The organism is Rugamonas sp. FW305-51 (assembly GCF_058786935.1).
In genome coordinates this window covers 1-18,007 of sequence record NZ_JBYSZG010000073.1, presented here as the reverse complement: position 1 = coordinate 18,007, position 18,007 = coordinate 1, and the positions used below count along the sequence as shown (strand labels likewise).

The 18,007-nt window shown below is 62.0% G+C and carries 18 protein-coding genes; 2 read left to right on the top strand and 16 right to left on the bottom strand.

What is annotated here, in order from left to right; translation table 11 throughout:
- The first annotated feature begins 347 nt into the window (after positions 1-347).
- Together AC3WOS_RS27375 and AC3WOS_RS27370 are read left to right on the top strand one after the other, a co-directional pair.
- On the top strand, positions 348-515 hold the full coding sequence (locus AC3WOS_RS27375) for a hypothetical protein (protein ID WP_492720319.1): 168 nt from the start codon (positions 348-350) through the stop codon (positions 513-515).
- Positions 516-634: 119 nt separating this feature from the next.
- Positions 635-802: a hypothetical protein gene (locus AC3WOS_RS27370; RefSeq protein ID WP_492720317.1), complete on the top strand. Its 168-nt coding sequence runs from the start codon at positions 635-637 to the stop codon at positions 800-802.
- A 555-nt stretch (positions 803-1,357) separates the two neighbouring features.
- Here the strand turns inward: AC3WOS_RS27370 and AC3WOS_RS27365 are convergent.
- The 16 genes from AC3WOS_RS27365 to AC3WOS_RS27290 all read right to left on the bottom strand — a co-directional run bounded on the left by AC3WOS_RS27365 (position 1,358) and on the right by AC3WOS_RS27290 (position 17,828).
- Positions 1,358-1,783, bottom strand: a complete 426-nt coding sequence (locus AC3WOS_RS27365) for a nitrogen fixation protein (RefSeq protein WP_492720315.1) — start codon at positions 1,781-1,783, stop codon at positions 1,358-1,360.
- 81 nt (positions 1,784-1,864) lie between these two features.
- Positions 1,865-2,032, bottom strand: coding sequence for a hypothetical protein (locus AC3WOS_RS27360; RefSeq protein WP_492720313.1), 168 nt, complete (start codon positions 2,030-2,032; stop codon positions 1,865-1,867).
- Positions 2,033-2,120: 88 nt separating this feature from the next.
- On the bottom strand, positions 2,121-2,294 hold the full coding sequence (locus AC3WOS_RS27355; protein WP_492720312.1) for a hypothetical protein: 174 nt from the start codon (positions 2,292-2,294) through the stop codon (positions 2,121-2,123).
- Between the two features lie 258 nt (positions 2,295-2,552).
- Complete coding sequence (locus tag AC3WOS_RS27350; RefSeq protein ID WP_492720310.1) at positions 2,553-3,719, bottom strand: ABC transporter substrate-binding protein; 1,167 nt, start codon at positions 3,717-3,719, stop codon at positions 2,553-2,555.
- Between the two features lie 14 nt (positions 3,720-3,733).
- Positions 3,734-6,649, bottom strand: coding sequence for an NHLP bacteriocin export ABC transporter permease/ATPase subunit (locus tag AC3WOS_RS27345; protein WP_492720309.1), 2,916 nt, complete (start codon positions 6,647-6,649; stop codon positions 3,734-3,736).
- Entirely contained in the window at positions 6,642-8,861 is a 2,220-nt protein-coding gene (locus AC3WOS_RS27340; RefSeq protein ID WP_492720307.1) for an NHLP family bacteriocin export ABC transporter peptidase/permease/ATPase subunit, read from the bottom strand. Before AC3WOS_RS27340 ends, AC3WOS_RS27345 begins: the two co-directional genes overlap by 8 nt.
- A gap of 9 nt (positions 8,862-8,870) precedes the next feature.
- Positions 8,871-10,106, bottom strand: coding sequence for an NHLP bacteriocin system secretion protein (locus tag AC3WOS_RS27335; RefSeq protein WP_492720306.1), 1,236 nt, complete (start codon positions 10,104-10,106; stop codon positions 8,871-8,873).
- 51 nt (positions 10,107-10,157) lie between these two features.
- Positions 10,158-11,768 (bottom strand): TolC family protein, encoded by a 1,611-nt coding sequence (locus AC3WOS_RS27330; RefSeq protein WP_492720305.1) that lies wholly within the window; start codon positions 11,766-11,768, stop codon positions 10,158-10,160.
- A gap of 140 nt (positions 11,769-11,908) precedes the next feature.
- Entirely contained in the window at positions 11,909-12,934 is a 1,026-nt protein-coding gene (locus AC3WOS_RS27325; protein ID WP_492720303.1) for an ABC transporter substrate-binding protein, read from the bottom strand.
- 19 nt (positions 12,935-12,953) lie between these two features.
- Entirely contained in the window at positions 12,954-15,008 is a 2,055-nt protein-coding gene (locus AC3WOS_RS27320) for an MFS transporter (protein WP_492720302.1), read from the bottom strand.
- On the bottom strand, positions 15,005-15,847 hold the full coding sequence (locus AC3WOS_RS27315) for a hypothetical protein (RefSeq protein ID WP_492720300.1): 843 nt from the start codon (positions 15,845-15,847) through the stop codon (positions 15,005-15,007). The genes AC3WOS_RS27320 and AC3WOS_RS27315 overlap by 4 nt, the downstream gene beginning before the upstream one ends.
- A 495-nt stretch (positions 15,848-16,342) precedes the next feature.
- Positions 16,343-16,513, bottom strand: a complete 171-nt coding sequence (locus AC3WOS_RS27310; protein ID WP_492720299.1) for a hypothetical protein — start codon at positions 16,511-16,513, stop codon at positions 16,343-16,345.
- Between the two features lie 68 nt (positions 16,514-16,581).
- On the bottom strand, positions 16,582-17,007 hold the full coding sequence (locus AC3WOS_RS27305; protein WP_492720297.1) for a nitrogen fixation protein: 426 nt from the start codon (positions 17,005-17,007) through the stop codon (positions 16,582-16,584).
- A 102-nt stretch (positions 17,008-17,109) separates the two neighbouring features.
- Positions 17,110-17,292, bottom strand: coding sequence for a hypothetical protein (locus AC3WOS_RS27300; protein WP_492720295.1), 183 nt, complete (start codon positions 17,290-17,292; stop codon positions 17,110-17,112).
- 53 nt (positions 17,293-17,345) lie between these two features.
- Complete coding sequence (locus tag AC3WOS_RS27295) at positions 17,346-17,510, bottom strand: hypothetical protein (RefSeq protein WP_492720293.1); 165 nt, start codon at positions 17,508-17,510, stop codon at positions 17,346-17,348.
- Between the two features lie 141 nt (positions 17,511-17,651).
- Positions 17,652-17,828: a hypothetical protein gene (locus AC3WOS_RS27290; protein WP_492720291.1), complete on the bottom strand. Its 177-nt coding sequence runs from the start codon at positions 17,826-17,828 to the stop codon at positions 17,652-17,654.
- Between the last annotated feature and the right edge of the window lie 179 nt (positions 17,829-18,007).

Here is an 18,007-nt window from a genome sequence, read left to right as displayed (position 1 = left end):
CCCCCCGGCAACGCCAGGCCGGCCATAGCGCGCCTGCCGTGCGCCAGCTCCCTCCCAGCTCATCCCTTGTGGTAAAAATTCAACATAGTTGTCATTTACAAATAACATCTTGTTAATAGTGTCGAATTAATGTAACTTTTCTATAAGATAATTTTGTTTTTTTATCAGTATTGCCACTGATGCAGCATGGATGTCGCGCTCAGGCAATGCAGATGAAAAACCGGCGCGTGGACGCCTTCCGGGTTCCGGGCACAGACGCGTGGCGCCTGTGCATGGATAGACCGCATGACTAGCCATGTGGGTCGTTGCAGTACTGTCATTTCAATCAATTAATTAACGAGGAAAAAATGAAACCAACTGATGTTGCAATGAACGACAACAGCCAGGCAGGCAAGCAAGGCGACGAATTGAACATTCAGGAGCTGGACGGCGTTGCCGGCGGCGTGCTGCGCCAGCCACTGCCGATGCCAGAACCGCTGCCAGGCTATAACGACCCGATTCCTGACGCCGTTTGACGCCGGTGCCGCGCCATTGGGGCCACGCCTTGCGCCGATCGCCCCGCCCCGGCGCGCCCCGCCATCAAGTTGACGACGCGAGAGCGACGTCAACTCGTCCACCCATACAGAGGAAAAGCATGAATCACAAGGAACACAAGCCAGAAGACCAGGACGGCGCTGCGCTGGACCAAGCCGGCTCGCCACAAGAGAGCGCTGAACTGTCTAATGCGCAATTGAAAGACATCAACGGTGGCGCCCCCTGGGTTGACGCCGCCAACGACTTTAAAAAAGCGCTGGGACTCTGACCCCAGGACAGGAGACGGCCAGGCGTCGGCGCGAAAGGCGAGCACAACGCTGCACACCCCGAACCCGCCGCAGCCTGTCCGCCGCGGCAAGTGGTCTGTACCGTCCAAACGACATAAGGCACCTCATGATCCCCAATTGCCCGCTCACGCCGAGCACGACCGAACTGGACGTGGCCATCGATGACCTGCTGCGCGACCATCCGCACAACGCCGGGCCGCGAGCGCCGGACTGGAAGTGGTCGCACACCGCCCCCCCACTCAGGCCTGTCAGCCAGGAAGGCGGCGCGGCGCCCGAGTAGGCAAAACCGGTCATCGTCCATGCTTGCCCACGCATGCCGTTTGTGGGCGCAAGGCGATAAAAAACGGCATTCAGCCCAGGCTGCATGCCGTTATTCATTTTCCCGTCTATTCTATGCTGCCCATGCGATGCAATGGCGCCACGCCGGTGCCGGCCCCGGATCTGACTTACGATCCCTACCATTCCCTGAATGGTTAGGCCATGCACGCAACGCTAGCCGCAGCCCCGGCACCCGGCCGGGCCGACGGGAAGCGCGTTCAATCGGCCGCCACGGCACGCGCCACGCGCGCCCCCGGCACATGGTTCAGGGTGGCGATCTGCGGACAGCGCACGCAGGCCTTCACGCCCTCCTGCGCCCACCACATACAAGTGGCCCGAATAGCGCAGGTGGCGTAGGCGTCGTAGACCGGATCGAGCTGTTCGACAATATTGCTGACCAAATTGCACGCTTGGGTCGTCTCATTGTGATGACGGCAGCCTGAGCCGGCGCACGGCGCGGCAACCCGAAACACTTCGTCTGGCCGGACGCCGCCCAGTTTGGCTTCAAGCTCTTTACTGGGTGGTATCAATTGTTTCAGGAACATGACCTTGGGGCGCTTGATATCGCCTCCGACCACCCCGAATACCTTGCCCCCCTCCACTTCCCAGGGCGCGCTGGGACACACGTTTCCTTCATTCGACATGGGCCACCACTCCGTTGTTGTTTGCATCGGCAGTCAGGACAGGCAAGCGCCAGGCGCTTGCCAAGCCGGCCTCCTGGGCACTCAGGCGTCCTTGTTGCCGGCGTTCAGGGCGTCTCGGAGGGCGCTGATGAGGCTGCCGCCGGTCACGCCGTTCAACTCGTCTTGCGACAATGGGGCGTCAGGGGTTTCAGCTTGGGCAACATCAATGCTCGTTGCAGCTTGGGCGTCTTGCAATTTCTTTTCAGTCATAATCATTCTCCTCGATAATGCGACAGTGTTCGCTGGGCAAGCGGCAAGCGCCAAGGCGGATCGCCGCCTACCTAAATCACGACAAGACTTACTTCGCCAGCATGCCGCCGCGGGTATCGATCGGCAACGTGCCGCCGTTGACCTTTTTGAGTTCTTCTTCCGACAGGTCCTTGCCTTGTTCGACGCGCTGCAGCGCCTCGTCAACGGCGGTATCGATTTCATCAGGGGAGATGCGTTGCGGGCGGGTTCCGTTCTTTTCCATTTTTTTTCCTTGTTGAGTAGGGATTAACATTGCTCATTTACTTACCCCATGCAATGAGCACGACCGCATGGAGTTTGCATACCGCTACCATCGCCAAGCGCCATCGATCGTGCGCCTGGGCCCGATGGCAACGGCATGCACAGCTCAGCTGCCATCAGTCGAAACAGCTGTAGAACGCCGTGCAATACTGAAAAAAGAATAAAATTACAAAATAAATAATATTCTATTAATTACCATATTGGCAAGAAAAAATTGAGGTTAATTTGAATATTTTTTGGGTGGATTTGTGTCGAAATACACAAATTTTCCATCCTGTACCACGACCTTGGCCAGCTGCTTGGCGACCAGGTCGCCTTTTTCGCTATAGGTGTGGCTGCCGGTGACGCCATGCCAGTCTTTGGTGGCGCGCAACGCGGCGGCGACCTTGGCCGGCACGGCACTGTGCGCCGTCTGCATGGCATGGGCCACTAACTTCAGGGCGTCATAGCCCTGGGCCGCGGTGCCGTCCGGCCATACGCCGAACTTGGCCTTGAAGGTCTCGCCGAAAGCCCGCACTTCGGGGCGCGGATCGTCAAGATTGAACAAGGAAAACACCACCGTGCCCTCGACACTGGCGCCGCCGCGTTTGATCAGCTCGGGCGAATCCAATCCGGCGCCACCGAATACCGGCAGGGTCAGGCCGGCGCCGCGGATTTCGCGCAGGATTTGCGAACTTTCAGGCAGGGAACCAACCAGGAAAATGGCGTCCATCTTCAGGAAAGAGGCCCAGTTTCCCAATACCACGGCATGGTCGTCGCCGCCCATATCGTAGGAACGGCGGTCCGTCACCACGATGCCAAGCTCACGCGCGCGCTGTTCGAAGTAGTTGGCCAGATCAATCCCGTAATCGTTTTTGATGTAGTAGATCGCCACGCTCTTATACCCCTGGGCGGCGGCGTAATCGCCGATCTGGCGGCCCTGGTCGCGATTGCCCGGCAGGCTGCGGAACACATATTGCCCGCCCTGCTCGGTGATTTTCTGCCCGCTCGCGCCGGGCGTGACCATCACCAGCCCGGCGCGCTCGTAGATTTGCGAGGCCGGCGCCGCGATGTAGGAATTGAGGTGGCCAATCACGGCCGCCACCTCGGGATTGTCGGCGATTTCCTGCGCCACCAGACGGCCGGTACTGAGCGAGGCAGCATCGTCCTTGAGCAAGACCTTGATCTTGCGCCCCCCCAGGATGCCACCCTGGCGGTTGATTTCATCGACCGCCAGCGCGATCCCGTTGACCAGGGTCGCTTTGCTCGATTGCAATGGCCAGGCCACCGCGATCACGATGTCGCCCGTACTGTCGGCCAGGCGCCTGGCGCGTTGCTGGGCCAGGGGTTCCTGCTCGCAAGCGGACAAAGCGAGGACAGCGGCGAGTAAACAAGACAAGGTTTTCATAATCGGTCCATCTCTCATGCCATTTGGCGTTTCGCCAGTTCGGCGAACAAGCCATCCTGGCACATTAACTGTTCATACGTTCCGCATTGCACGATCTTGCCCTTCTCCAGCACGTAAATGCGGTCCGCATTGATGATCGTACTGAGGCGGTGGGCAATGACCACCCGGGTGGCCCGCAGCTGCTCCATGCTGGCGCTGACGGTGGCCTGGCTCTGGTTGTCGAGCGCGCTGGTAGCCTCGTCGAAGAAAATGATGCGTGGCTTGTTGACGATGGCGCGGGCAATCAGCAGGCGCTGGCGCTGGCCGCCGGACAAGGTGCCGGCGCCATCGCTCAGCAGGGTGTGCATGCCCATCGGCATGGCGTTGATATCCTGGTCCAGGCCGCAGGCGCGCGCCGCTTCCCAGGCATCGTCCCGGGTCAGGGCGGTGGCGCCGACGATGTTGGTATAGATATCGCCGCTCATGACCCGCCCGCCCTGCAGCACGACGCCGAGCTGGCGCCGCACCGCGCCGATGTCGACTTCGTCGAGATTGTGGCCATCGTAATAAATCCCGCCCTGGGACGCCTGCTCGAATCCCAGCATCAGGCGCAGCAAGGTCGACTTGCCCGATCCCGAGGCGCCGACCAGGGCCACGAACTCGCCCGGCTTGATCGACAGCGAAACGTCATCGAGGATCAACGGGCCATCGGGCGTATAGGCAAAGCGGACCTTGCTCAACTCGATGGCGCCGAGCAGCTCGCCCGGATAGGCCTTGCTCTGGTCGACCTCGGGTTCGGTTTCCAGGATCGGCCGGGTGCGCTCATAGGTCGACGCGATCGACTGCACCTCGATGCAGGTGCGCACCACCGACAGCGCCGAGTCGAGGAAGATCGTCCAGGCCGCGTTGAAGGCGATGAAGTCGCCGGTGGAAAATTTGAAGCCCTCATATTCCGCCAGGGCGATACCGATGCAGGCGAAGATCAGGGCATTCGAGGCGACCGGGAAGGCCGCGTTGAACATGCTGCTCACATTGGCCAAGCGGCCGGCGCGCAAGGCCAGGCGCTTTTGCAGGGCGAAATCGGCGGCCCAGTTGGCAAACGCGCGCGATTCCGAGCCGGTGATGCGCAGCTTGGTGATCCCGCTCAGGAATTCAAGCACCCGGCCGGCGACCTTGCCGTTCACGTCGGCCGCGCGGCGCCGGATGCGCAGGCTGAAGTGACCGATCACCAGATTGAAAGCGATCGCCACCAGCACCAGCGCGATCGCCAGCCAGGCCAGCCTGGCGCTGTAGTAAAACAGCAGGAACACATTCATGACCGAAAACAGGCCGCTGACCAGCGAGGAAATGACGGTGCCCGAGAGCGCCCGCCGGATCTCGTTGATGCCGTTGATGCGGGTGGCCAGATCGCCGGCCGAGTAGTCGCGGAAAAACGGCACCGGCAGGCTGAGCACGCGGTCCCATACGGCAGCTTGCAAGTCGCTGCCCGCCTTGCCCTCGATGCGCAGCATCGCCAGCGCGCGGGTCGCCTCGAACAACAGGGTGACCAGGCTGGCGATGAACAGGACCAGCACGATCTGCACCATCTGGCCGCGGTCGGCGGCCGGGAAGACGTTGTCGAACAAATGGCCGCTGGCAAGCGGTATGGCCATGCCCAGCAGCGCGCTGAGCATGCCGATCGCGGCGACCGTGACGATATCGCGGCGGATCCCGAAGGCCACGAAGCGCAGCACGTCCCACAGCGATAATTTTCGGCTCGGCAAACCGGCGTAAAAGGTGTAGGCGAACGGCCTGATTGCCTCGGCGAACTCGGCTGTGACGGGGAATTTCTCCTGGGTCAGGGCGTTGATCGCCTCATAGCCGCCTTTGCGCAGCGGCAGCAGCGCAAAGGCATTGCCCCCCGCTTCGGGAAACACCAGCAAGGGACCGTTATCGTTGCGCCACCAGGCGTTTTTCAATGCCACGATGCGGGTGCGCACGCCGGAAGCCTGGGCGATGTCGCGGACCGGATCGCGCCGCTTGGCGCCGGCCACCGCCGGCGGCGCCGCCTTGAACGCGATGCCCATGCGCGCGCCGATGAGCTGGCAAGCGTTGAGCAGGTAATCGCCGCCCTCGAGCTGCACGCCGGCGCGCTGGCGCAGATTGAACAGCGAGACGAAACTGCCGAGCGCATCGGCCATGGCTTGGCGGCCGATCGCGCGTTTCTTTTCCAGCCGATCGAGCTCTTCCGCTTCACGCTTGCGCTTATGCCGTATGGCCGCGTGCAGCAACAGCGAAAACATGCTGTCGGCCGCTGCCAGCAGCGCGCCGCATGACAGGCTGGCCGCCGCCTGCGCGCTGTCGGCCGCCAGCAATTGGCTGTCGGCCGACAGCGTCAGCCAGGTGTTCGGCGGCAACGGCTGAAGCCGCCCCACGGCCAGCGCGGTGTGGCCGAAATAGCTGGCTTGGCCGGCGCGCAGATCGAGCCACATGCCCGCTGCCGCCGGCGCCAGCGCCAGCGTCTGGTCGGCGCCGGTGCTGCGCGCGCCCGGTTCGAGCGGCACGCACTTGGGCGGCGCGCTGTCGCGAAAGCCCTGGCCGATCTGGTCGATCAGTTGGCCGATCAGCGCGGCCGCCGCTGGCGCGCCGGCCTGCTCCAGGGCGGCGCGCAAGGGGGCGCGCTCGATGACGCGGTATTGGGTATCGGGACCGGGCAGCACCGCCAGCGCCTCCTGCTCCACGCCGGACTCGGCGGGAAAAACCAGCAACTGCCCCGCCCCCACTGAAAACAAATGCTCGCGCACGCCGGCGCCGCCCGCTTCGCTGGCCGCCAGCAAGAAGACGTCGACCGTGCCCCGTTCAATAAACCAGGCCGGATGGTCTGTGCCGATCAGCTGCAGGCCGCGCTGCCCGCCGCCCCGCCCCAATTGGCGCAGCTGGGCGTCCAAGGTCAGATGGTGTCTGTCATTCATTGGCAATCAACCTCGCATAGCTGCCGTTTAATGCCATCAATTGCTCATGCGAACCGCGCTCGAGCACCTTGCCCTTGTCGAGCAAGATGATCTCGTCGCAGTCGCGTATCGAACTGAGCCGATGGGCCACGATCAGGCAACTGCAGCCGCGCCGCCGCAGATTGCCGTCGACAATTTTCTCCGTCAACGGGTCGAGTGCGCTGGTGGCCTCGTCCAGCACCAGCAAGCGCGGATTCGAGGTCAGCGCGCGGGCAATTTCCAGCCGCTGGCGCTGGCCGCCGCTGAAGTTGCTGCCGCCTTCCGCCACCAGGCTGTCATAGCCCCCCTGGCGCGTCGAGATAATGTCGTGTATGCAGGCATCCTTGGCCGCGCTGACCATCACCGATTGCTGGACCGTACCATCCCACATGGTCAGGTTGTCGCGGATGGTGCCGGAAAACATGGCAATATCCTGGTCGACCGCCGCCAGCGAATTCAATAGCTGGCGACGCGGCCAGGCCGCTCTCGGCTTGCCGTCGAACAGGATTTCGCCGCTCCAGGCCTCGTACAAGCCCACCACCAGTTTCGAGATGGTGGACTTGCCGCAGCCCGATGAACCGACCAGGGCCACGCGCTGTCCCGGCTGCAGCACCAGATTGAAATTCTCCAGCAGCGGCGGTTCCAGCCGGCTGTAGCCGAAGGTCACATTGCGCAGCTCCAGGCGGCCTTCCAGCTTGGCCGACAACAACGGCGCCTGCGCCTGGTCCATGGCCTCGATATCATCGCAGGGATAGCGCATCACATCGTCGAGGCGATCCATGTCGCCCTGAAATTCCTGGATCTTGCCGCCCAGCGCCACCAGCGCATTGGTCGGGCTGACGAAACTGGCGACCAGGGCCTGGAAGGCCACCAGGGTACCGATGGTCATCTCGCCATCCATCACGCGCAGGCCGCCCAGGCCCAGGATCAAGGCCGTGTTGGCTGCCGTCAGGAAGCGCGGCAGCAAATCGAGCGCGATCGAGGTGCGGCTCATGGCCTGCATGGAATTCATCAGCCTGGCCTGGTAACCGGCCCAGCGGCTGAAGAAATCGGATTCGGCCCCGGATGCCTTGAGCGACTCGATCAGCAACAAGCCGTTCATCGAGGTGCCGATGACTTTGCCGTTATCGATCGACAATTTCTGATTGAGTTCCTTGCGCCGCTGCGAGACGAAGCGCAGCACCAGCACGTTGACCACCACGATGGCGATGGTCACCAGGCTCATGGCCACGTCATAGAACAGCATGATGGCGGCAAAGAACAGGGCCGTGAGCACGCTGAGCAGGCCGGCGGCCAGGTCCTCGGACAGGATGTTGGCGACCCGGTCGTTGATGCCCACGCGCGCGCCGATATCGCCGGCCGAGCGCTGGTTATAGAACGTCACCGGCAGGCGCAGCACATGCCAGAAGAACGCGGCCGACGTGCTCAGGGCGATGCGGGTGTCGAGCTTGAGCAGATAGTAGCGCTGCAGCCAGGTCAGCCCGCCGAGCAGCGCGCTGGTGGCCAGCATGCCGGCGATCAGCGGCGCGGCCCAGGCCCTGAGCCCGCCAACGAGGACCTGATCGACGAACACCGAGGTAAACACCGGGATCACCAGGCCCGGCACCACCAGCGCCAGGCCGACCAGCACCAGATAGCTGAGGGCGGCCTTGGCGCCCACCAGGCGGCGGCGCAAGCCGGCAAGCAGGCTAGGCGGCCGGCCCGAGGCGGTGAACTGGGGACCGGGTTCGAACGTCAGCACCACGCCGGTAAACGATTGGTCGAATTCGGCCTCGGTGACGGTGCGCCGTCCCAGGCCCGGGTCATTGAGAAAGACCTGGTTCTCGCCGAAGCCGTCGAGCACGACGAAGTGATTGAAGTTCCAGAAGATAATCGCCGGCAGCGGCACCGTGCGCAATTCCGCCGGTTCCTTGCGAAAGCCACGCGCCAACAGCCCGTAGTGGCGCGCCGCCGTCACGATATTGCTGGCCTTGCTGCCATCGCGCGAGACGCCGCAGGCGATGCGCAATGCTTCGAGCGGAATGAATTTCTTGTAATAGCCCAGTATCATGGACAGCGACGCCGCGCCGCATTCGACCGCTTCCATCTGCAGCACGGTGGGCGATTGGATGCGCGGCCGGGCCGGCGCGACACCGCACTTGCGCAGGCAGCCCGTGAGCGCGCCGCGGGCGGCACTGATCAATTTATTTGGCATCGTCTCGCTTTACCCCTGTCCTATGGCTTTCTTGAGCATCGGGATCACCAGCTCGATCGGCCTTTGTTCCGTCAGCGTGATCGCGGCCGAGCACGCGGTGCCGCTCTGGATCGAAAACGGCGGCCCGGCGCGGGTCGACCACTCATAGTGGCTGACGTTGCTCGCCGACGATTTGAGCGCCGCCGTGATCTGGATCGGCGCCTGCGCCCCCGACAACTGCTGGACCAGCTTGTCGTTGCCGAACACCCGCATCAAGCCCTGGTTGGTCGAGGGATAGTCGGCCACCGTGGCCACATAGGCCGGCAGGAAGCCGAACTCCTCGCGCTTGGCCGTGCTCGGGCTGATTTCCACCTGCATGCCGCCCCGTACCTTCTTGCCGTCGGAGGCAGGCAAGTAGACATAGGCCTCGATTTCGTTGACGTCGACGCCGGACGATTCGACGCTGATCAGCGCGGTGCCGCGTTCGACCAGCTGGCCCTCGGCCACCTTCACTTCCAGCACCCGCCCCGCATAGGGACTGACGATGGCGGTGAAATTCTTGGTGTCGCGCACCATCAGGGCGATGGTGCGCTTGACATCCTCCAGCTGATTGCGCGCCTGCACGACTTCATTCTCACTTTGCTTCTTGCCCTCCAGGCGCGCCACCTCGAGCTGCTTGAACTGCGCCTTGACGTTTTCCGTCTCCAGCTGGACGGCGGCCGATTCCAGCTGCGAGGCGATCAGGGTTTGCTTGGTGATCAAGCCCTGGTCGAACAGGGCAGCCTGGGTGTCGATGCGCTCCTTGAGCAGTTGCAGGCGCTGGTTGGCCGAGGCCAGCTGGTGCGACAGATGCTGTTCCTGCTGCCTGCCGCTGGCCTCGCGCAGCGCGGCGCTCTGTGCCGCCAGCGCCACGGCCTGGTCGTACTGGGCCTGCACCTCTTTCAGGCGGGCATTGCTCGCATCAATTTTTTGCAACAGATCGTATTGCTCCAGGCGGCCGATGATCTGGCCGCGGGTGACCCGGTCGCCCACGTCAACGGCAAGGTCGGACAGACGGCCATTCGCGGCGGTCGTCAACACATTGACGCCGCCGTTTTTGACCAGGATGCATTGTTGCCCGACCAGCTTGGTCGGAACCTTGCCGAAGATGGCCCACAAGGTCGCCGTCGCCAGCAGCACCGCCACGCCGCCGAGGGCCAGCCAGCCTTGGGGGGAAGTCACCTGGAGCAGGCTGTCCAGCTCTTCCGGCGAAGACAGCTTGTTCAAGGCAACCTGTCTGAAAAGGCTCTTTTTCGTCATACGCGACTCACTCTGGGATTAATGGGGGACGGCAAGTTGCTTCGACAATGGACCGAGGCCGGCCAGCTCGTCGACATCGAGCGCGAAACTGTCGGTCTGCGCGCCGGCGTCTATGGTCCCCGGCAACAAGGTGCCCGTTTCAAAGCGCAGCCTGGCGATGGCATTCGCGTACGCCAGCTGGGTCTGCAAAAAATTGACGCGCGCATTGACGTAGCGGGTCTCGATATTGATGACGTCGATCAGGGTGGCGATGCCGTTCTTTTGCTTGACAATTTCCTGGTTCACCGCCTGCTCGTACAGCGCCAGCGCCTGCTGCGCCACCTTCAGTTGCGCGGCGCTGCTGGCCAGGGTTTGCAGGGCGCTGTCGATGCCGCTGGCCACGCCGGTCAGCAAGTCGCGTTGCTGAATCTGCAGTTGGGTCAGCAGGGCCGAGCGCTCCAGGACGGCGCCACGGGCAACCTGGTTTTGCAAGGGGAACTGAAAATTGAGCCGCGCCGCCACCGACGGACCGGCAGGTTGCCGCCCGCTGTCGTCGAGAAACGCGAAGTGCTGCCGGCTTTCCGTCGTCTTGGTGTAGGACAGGCCCACTTCCAGGTCCAGCGCCGGCAGCAGGCGATGGCGCGCCGCCGCGTTCTGGCGTTCAGCCGCTTCGATCTGCAAGGCCAGCGCCCGCAGGTCGGGCCGGCGCGCCAGCGCGTCGGCCTGCAAGGCGGCCGACTGGGCGGCAAATTCGGTCGGCAACTCGACGCTGGCCGGCAGCGCATCGGCCGGTGCGGCGAGCCGGCCGATCGCGAACGCGTCCAGCCCCAGCAGGCGCCCCAGCGCCATTTTGGCATCGTTCAGGGCCAGCGCGGCGGCCTGGCGCGCGGCCATCTTGTCGGCCAGGTCGGCCTTCAGCAACACCAGGTCGCCGCGCGGCTTTTCCGAGGCGTCAACCAGTTTCTGGTTCGAGTTGAGCAGATCGCGGCTGCGTTCCTCGCCGCTGATCGCCACGTTCAGCAGCGCGCCGCGGATGCAGTAGGCCCAATAGGCCGACAGGGTTTGCTGCAGCATTTGCGCCGCCCTGTCCCTGAGCAAGTGGCGGTTGGCCAGCACCGTGAGCCGGGCCGCCTCTTCGGCCGCGCCCACTTCCGCCGCGCCGCGTCCTTTCAGCAAAGGCAGCGCCAGGGTCACGCCCAGCTTGGCCTGGCTGCCCGAGGGCTGCGCCGGCGTGCCCGGACTCTCCTGACGCGCGCTGGCATCGAGTGCCAGGCCGACGCTGGCGCCGCTGCGCAACTGCTGCGTGGCGCCAATTTGATACCCGGTCGAAAACACGGTGCTTTGCGGGCCGGTGCCGATCGGCACGCTCAGCGCTTTCGAATAGCTGAGCCCCGAGCCGAGCAGCAGGTCGAACTGCCCGGCCGCTTGCGCTTGCTGCCCGAGGGCGACATCGATCTGGGCCGCCTGCACCCTGACCGCCGGATTGCTGGCCAGGGCCAGGCGCACCGCCTCGGCCAGGCCCAATTCCGCCGCTGCCGCCGGCAACAGGCAGCACGCCAGGCCCAGCATGGCCGCCGCGCACATCCGCGCGGCCCCGCCCGTGCCGGTTCGATCGTTCCGGTGCTTCACCTTGTTGTTCCGTGTATCCATCGTCCCGCTCAATTCCATACCTGATCGCCGATCCGCTCCGCCGCACCGGGCAGGGGCAGCGGGTCGCCATGTGTACGCGGCCTGCGCCGGGGCGCCGCGGACCTTGTTTGCGCCACGGCCAGTTGCCGCCTCTGCCGGTGCTATTCCCGCGCGTCGATCACCTCGGCCGGCGCGATCAATTCGGCAAATTTCATGACCGTCAGGGGCGGGTAGACGCCCAGTTTTTTCGCTGCCTTCATGTTGACCAGGTAAGTGAACCGATTCAGCGTTTCAACCGGGATCTGCCCGACCGGCACTTTTCCCGACAGGATCTGCACGGCCTTGTGGGCCGCCAGCTCGCCGACATTGGCATAGGTGCTGACCAAGCCGAGCAAGGCGCCATGCTCGCGGATCGGCGCCTCGGTCGCGGCAAACACGGGCACCCCGGCTTGTTGCGCCGCCTGCACCACCACCCCGGCGTTCTGGATCAGGAAGGAATCGGAGGGGATGTAAATGAACTGCGGCTTTTTCTCCAGCAATTCACGCATGGCCTCGCCTATCCCCTCGATCGTGACCTGGTTCCTGGCGTCGGCATGGATAGGCGCCGTTTGCAGGGTCATGGAAAAGCGCGGCGCGATCTTCTGCAAGCCCTGCACCGCCAGCAAAGAGTTCTTTTCCATGGGGTTGTAAATGACGCCCAGCGTCTGCTTGTTGCGCATGGCCTGCAGCGCTTGCATCTGCGCACTGAGCGGCACCATGTGCGAAGCGCCGGTCAGATTGCGGCCCGAGGCCTTCAACTCCGTCACCAGGCGCGCGCCAACCGGATCGGCGACGATGTTGAACACCACCGGAATGTCGGTGATGTGGCGGCTACGGTCGACCTCGCCCGCTAGGCCCACCACTTCGGTGGTGACCGTGGTGCCGAAGGTATAGATCAAGTCGGGCTTCAAGGTCTTCGCCTCCTGGACGAAGCCGGCGATCTTGCTGCTGTCGGCCTGGGCGTCGCGCACGATGAATTCGGCGGCGATGCGGTGCCGTTTGAAATAATCCATGAAGCCTTTTTCGGCATCGGTAGTGCCCCGATACAACATCATCATGATGCGGTAGGGCTTGGCGGGGGCGCTGGCAGCCGACCAGGCGGCGGCGGGCAGCAGGCAACACAGAAAAACCAATTGACGCAAAAACATAGACACTTTCTTTCTTCCATTACCTGACTATCGTCACGGCGCGAGATTGATTGCGATCAAACCAGAAAAACATCGCGGTAAAACAGGTGATACAAACAAACGACACGCAGCCGATCCCAAGGAAAGCGCCCCGGAAGCCGAATTGGGAAATCAGGATGCCGGCGATAATGGGGCCGAGCACGTTGCCCAGCCTTTCGATCAGGCGGAAGATGCCGGTCGCCGTCCCGCTGCCGACTTCCTGTACCACCTCTTTGCAAAAATCGTTAATCAGGGCCAGTTGCGGCGACACCCCGATGGCATGGGCGACGCCGAGCAAGGTGATGCTGCTCAACAACCCCAGCATGTTATCGAAATAGCAAACTATGAACATGGACAGGGTCGCCGCGTAGCCCCCCACCGTGACGAACCAGCGCAGCTTGCCGACGCGGTCAGCCATCTTGGCGGCGAACGGCGACAGCGCGATGATGGCCAGGCCATAGGTCATCATCACCCGTCCGGTGGTCGATTGATTATTGCCCTGCAATTTCAAATACAGCGGCACCGAGTAATACAGGAAACCGGTCAAGGCAATCTTGGCAGGCACTGCCGCCAGGAAGGTGATGGCAACAAACTTTTTATTGCGCAGCAGCAGTTTGAAGTCGTTGAAGGTCAGCTTTTTCTTCACCGCGGCCGCGAGGGCGGCGCCGGGGTTGGTCGGCAGGAACTGCAGGATGAACACCGCCGATGCGGCGCTCAACAGCGCAGACAGCAGGATGGTATGGCCGTAACCGAGGCGGTCGGACAAGATCCCGCCAATTGCCGAGCCGGACAGGGAGCCGGCAAAAAAACTCGACAGGAAAACCGCCATGCCCCGGGTGCGCTGGGCCGGCGGGGTATTGTTCGTCACATAGCTTTGCGCGGTGATAAACACCAGACCATAGCCCAGCGCGGTCAGTGAGCGCCACAACAGCAAATCATAAAGCGATTGGGCGCAGGCCGTCAGGATCAGGCCCGCGGTGGTGATCGCGGCGCCGACCACGAAGGCTTTGCGATGGCCGACCCGGTCGCTCCACATGCCGGCCCAAGGCATGGACAGCGCCCAGGTAAACATGAAAATCGAGATCGGCAAGCCAATGACGATGTTTTTCGAAATCCCCATGGCCGGCGTGTAAAACTGGCCGACGAACACGGGGAAAAACGACAGGGACAGCGAGTCGGCAAAGATCAGCAAAAAGAAGGGCCAGCGTATGTGCGCCAGGGCCGAGGAAAACAGGGCCTGGCGCTGGCCCGGCGCGTGAAAGCGGAAGGCCGACAGGCGCTGCGCCGCCAGGCCGCCCAGTTGGACGCCGCTGGCGTCGGCGTGCGCAATCAGGGTGTGATAGCGTGCATTGACGTTGGCGACGATTTGATTGAAACGAGCACTAAGCTGGCCGATGCCGCCGAGGCGGTCATAGGGCAGGTAGGAGGAGAAATCCTTCTGCCGCACCCGGGCGAGAAATTCGCGCATCACGTCGACTGGCGTGGCAATGGCGAAGGTCAGCACGAATCGCATCAGCTCAAGGGCGATCAGGCTGCCGACCACCAGCACCGTGACCACATCGTAGGCGATCTCCTTCAATTGCTGCTCGACGAACGCGGCCCGTTGGCCCAGGTGCAGGGTGCCGACCCGATAACGCTTGAATACCAGCGGCACACTGGTGTTGAAATAGTCGCCCACCCGTGCGCTGACGACCCCGCTCACTGCCCGGCCAATGACGTCTTGCAGCGTCGGCTGACGCGCCAGGATATCGACGCCGCTGCGATAGAGCGGCCGGCCTTGCGCATCGCTGACCACGATGTACACGATGCTGGGATTGTCCTTGCGGATCGAGCTCAAGAATTCCTCGACCCCGACCATCTCGTCCAGTGGCACCCCGTTGTCATATGCCTTTTCCATCACATTGGCGGCGGAATAGCTGACTGCGGTGACCGTGCGCGCCATTTCCGGCGGCAATCCCTGCTCGAAATGCTGCAGCGCAAACCACGACAGCAATAAGGCCGACAGTACCAGCAGCGTGGCCGACAGCAGCACCAGGCGTACCTGCAACTTCTTCATGCGCGCTCCTCGCTGCGCTCGCGTCCAGCCTGGCGTGGCCGCATCAGCTCCCATTCGAGCCGCGCGATCTCGCTGGCGACGCGATGGCTCAATGTGGTGAATTCGTTGATGTCCTGCGCCTCGCTTCCGCTCAGGAAATGCCCGTCGATCTTCTGCGGGACGCTCTCGTTCAAGGCCGAATCGAGGGTGCGGCCGACACTGCCCAGTTCGGCGGCAAATTTGCGCGTCAACACATAGACGCCCGCCAGGGTCAGCGCGGCCAGCACCAGCAGGGTCGCGACGATGTCGATACTGAGCTTGAGCAGCATGTTATCGGTCGCCGCTTCGATGGCGGCGCGGTCGTAACCGATCACCACCGCACCGGCCTTGAGATTGAAATTGTTTACGAAAGGAATTCCGATTTGCAGGGTCGTGGCATCGCTTGTTTGCCAATACTCGCCGGCCGTCGTGCTGCCCAGGTGGCTACGCCAAGCCGCCGCCGCCGCCGGCACCTTGCCGTCGCTGATGACCGCGCCCGACTCATCGAGCACGCCTATGAAGCGAATGCCGCTTTCACGCTGCGCCAACTCCTTGATCGCCGGCGCCAGGCGCACGTTTTCCCCAGGATTAAGACCCACATTCAAACCGGCGACCACGGTCTGGCGCAGATCCTTGGCCAGGATCAGATAGCGGGTTAAATTGAGGTCGAGATAGGTTTTTCGGTAATTCGAATAATTGAGAAAAGAAATGAGCACCAGAACCAACGCGATGACGAAAATCAGCAGCACGCCGATCCGCAGCCACAATAGATTGCGGCCTGGCTGGGAGGCATGCGGCACGTCGGCAAAATCTGGCATCATTTATTTAAGCAAAACTATCCACGTTAACTTGGCGATTCAAACCATGGGCTGGCTGCGCGTTTGATGCAAAAATTGCAAGCAGGCGATTGCTATTTCCTATCAGAAAAGCCATGCATCGATAGTAAAATAGCCACTACAAGATTGTCAATAGAGCATTGCATTTACTTTAAACTTTGCATTTTTAAAATAAAAATCACGCGGGACTGCGGGAGGTGGGAAGCATTGCTGCGTCAGGTGGGCCGCGCCGGATGGCAGCATGGCGCTGCGGGCGGGAATTAAATATTATCGTTTAAAATCAATAAGTTAAAAATGATTCCGCACTGAACCATGCGGCCGGCATGGGCATGGCGTGCGGAAAATCCCCATCCGGCATGAGCGCCAGTTGTCGCAAACCCGATAGCAAGCTGATGCGCACGCACTCCCCCTCGGCCGCACGCCAGCGGCGACGGCGGCGGCTGGCGCGCGCCATGTCAGCACCAGCGCAGCCGCCGGCAATTACCGGTTAAAAACCGCCTTGATAAATGCCTCGGCACCGTCATTCCCGCCGCTCATTTTTTCAAGCTGATCCTGGGACAATTCCGCGCCTGGCACCGTGTCTTTAGCCAGCGCATTGGCTGCGCCATCCGATTCAACAGACGAGACGAGCGGTTTTTCAGTCTTATTCATGTCTTTTCCTCGAGGATGAAACTAATATAAAGTGGTTTTGCAGCGTCAGCGGCAATGGCCGGGCTCCATCAAGCCAGCGTGGCCGCCCGCACCACCTGCTCGCTCTGCATCCGGTTATTGGTAACGATTTGCGGGCAACGCAGGCAGGCTTGCACGCCTTCCTGCGCCCACCAGACGCATGTCGGGCGTATACCGCAGGTCGCATAGACGTCGACCACCGGATCGACATGCTGGACAATCTTGCCTACCAAGCCGCAGCCATTGATACTGGCGTCATGGTGGCCGCACTGCGAACCGGCGCAGGGTGCGGCGATGCGCAGGACCTGTTCCGGTGGACGACCGCCCAGTTTGTCTTCAAGCTCTTTACTCGGTGCAATCACTTGCTTCAGAAACAATACCTTGGGCGCCTTGACTTCGCCGCCCACCACGCCAAACACCCGCGCGCCTTCGCTGTTCCAAGGTGCGCTGGGGCACGTCGTTCCTTCATTTGACATAGCGTTCCTACTCCACAAGTTTATTTTGTTGTACCGGTGGTAAAAAGAGAAGACCGCGCCAGACGCTCAGCGGCTCCCGTTTTCCTTGCTAAAATACGAGACTTACATGTCAGGCAGCGGGTCAGGCAGCGAAACCCTGCCGGGCGTGATGACGCCGCCATTGGCGCCATCGAGTTCATCGTTCGACAATTCGTTGACTTGATCGGCGCGTTCCACGCCTTGCTGGATCGCCGTATCCAGGTCCGATGGCGCAACGCGCTCCGGGCGATTGACAGGTTTGTTCATTTTTTTCCTCATGGATGAAATATCAGACTACGATCGCCTTAGCCGGCCTGGTTTTATGCGTCCCAGTTCAGCCAATTGGGCAACGGATCAATGCCGCCGGCGACACCGTCCAATTCTTTCTCGGACAGGTTCTCGGCTTGTTCTACGCCGCCGACACCTGCTGCGGCATCCGATTCGGCAGGCGCGCCAGGCTCGGCGCGGGTAACAGGTTGATTCATTTTTTCCTCATGCATGAAAAATAAAAATCGCTGTCAGGGCAGTGGGAACACGACCGCCATTTCCAGCGATTGGAACGGAGCTTGCCCGCAGCGCCGGCCACTGGCTGAGCATGCGCCAGCGCTAAAATTTTTTCGGACGGATTACAGGTTCTTAATTGGCTCGGTCATGCCTGCGGTTGGACCCACACCGCCGGTCACGCCGTCCAGATCGGCTTCCGACATTTCTTCAATTTTCTCGGCGCGCTGCACGCCTTCCTGTACCGCGGTATCGAGCTCGGTGGAAGAGATGCTTTCAGGACGATTGACTGGTTTGCTCATTATTTTCCTCGTTTATATAAATGAAATGAACTGCTTCTTTATTACATCGCGCGAACTTGCAATTCGCACGCCCTACCTCGATGCTGACACGGGTCAGTATCGACGGCCCCTATCACAGCCAGACCAAGCCCAAGCCCGCCCGTCCCGCCGGCCAGGCCTGGAAACGCACAGCCCGCCAT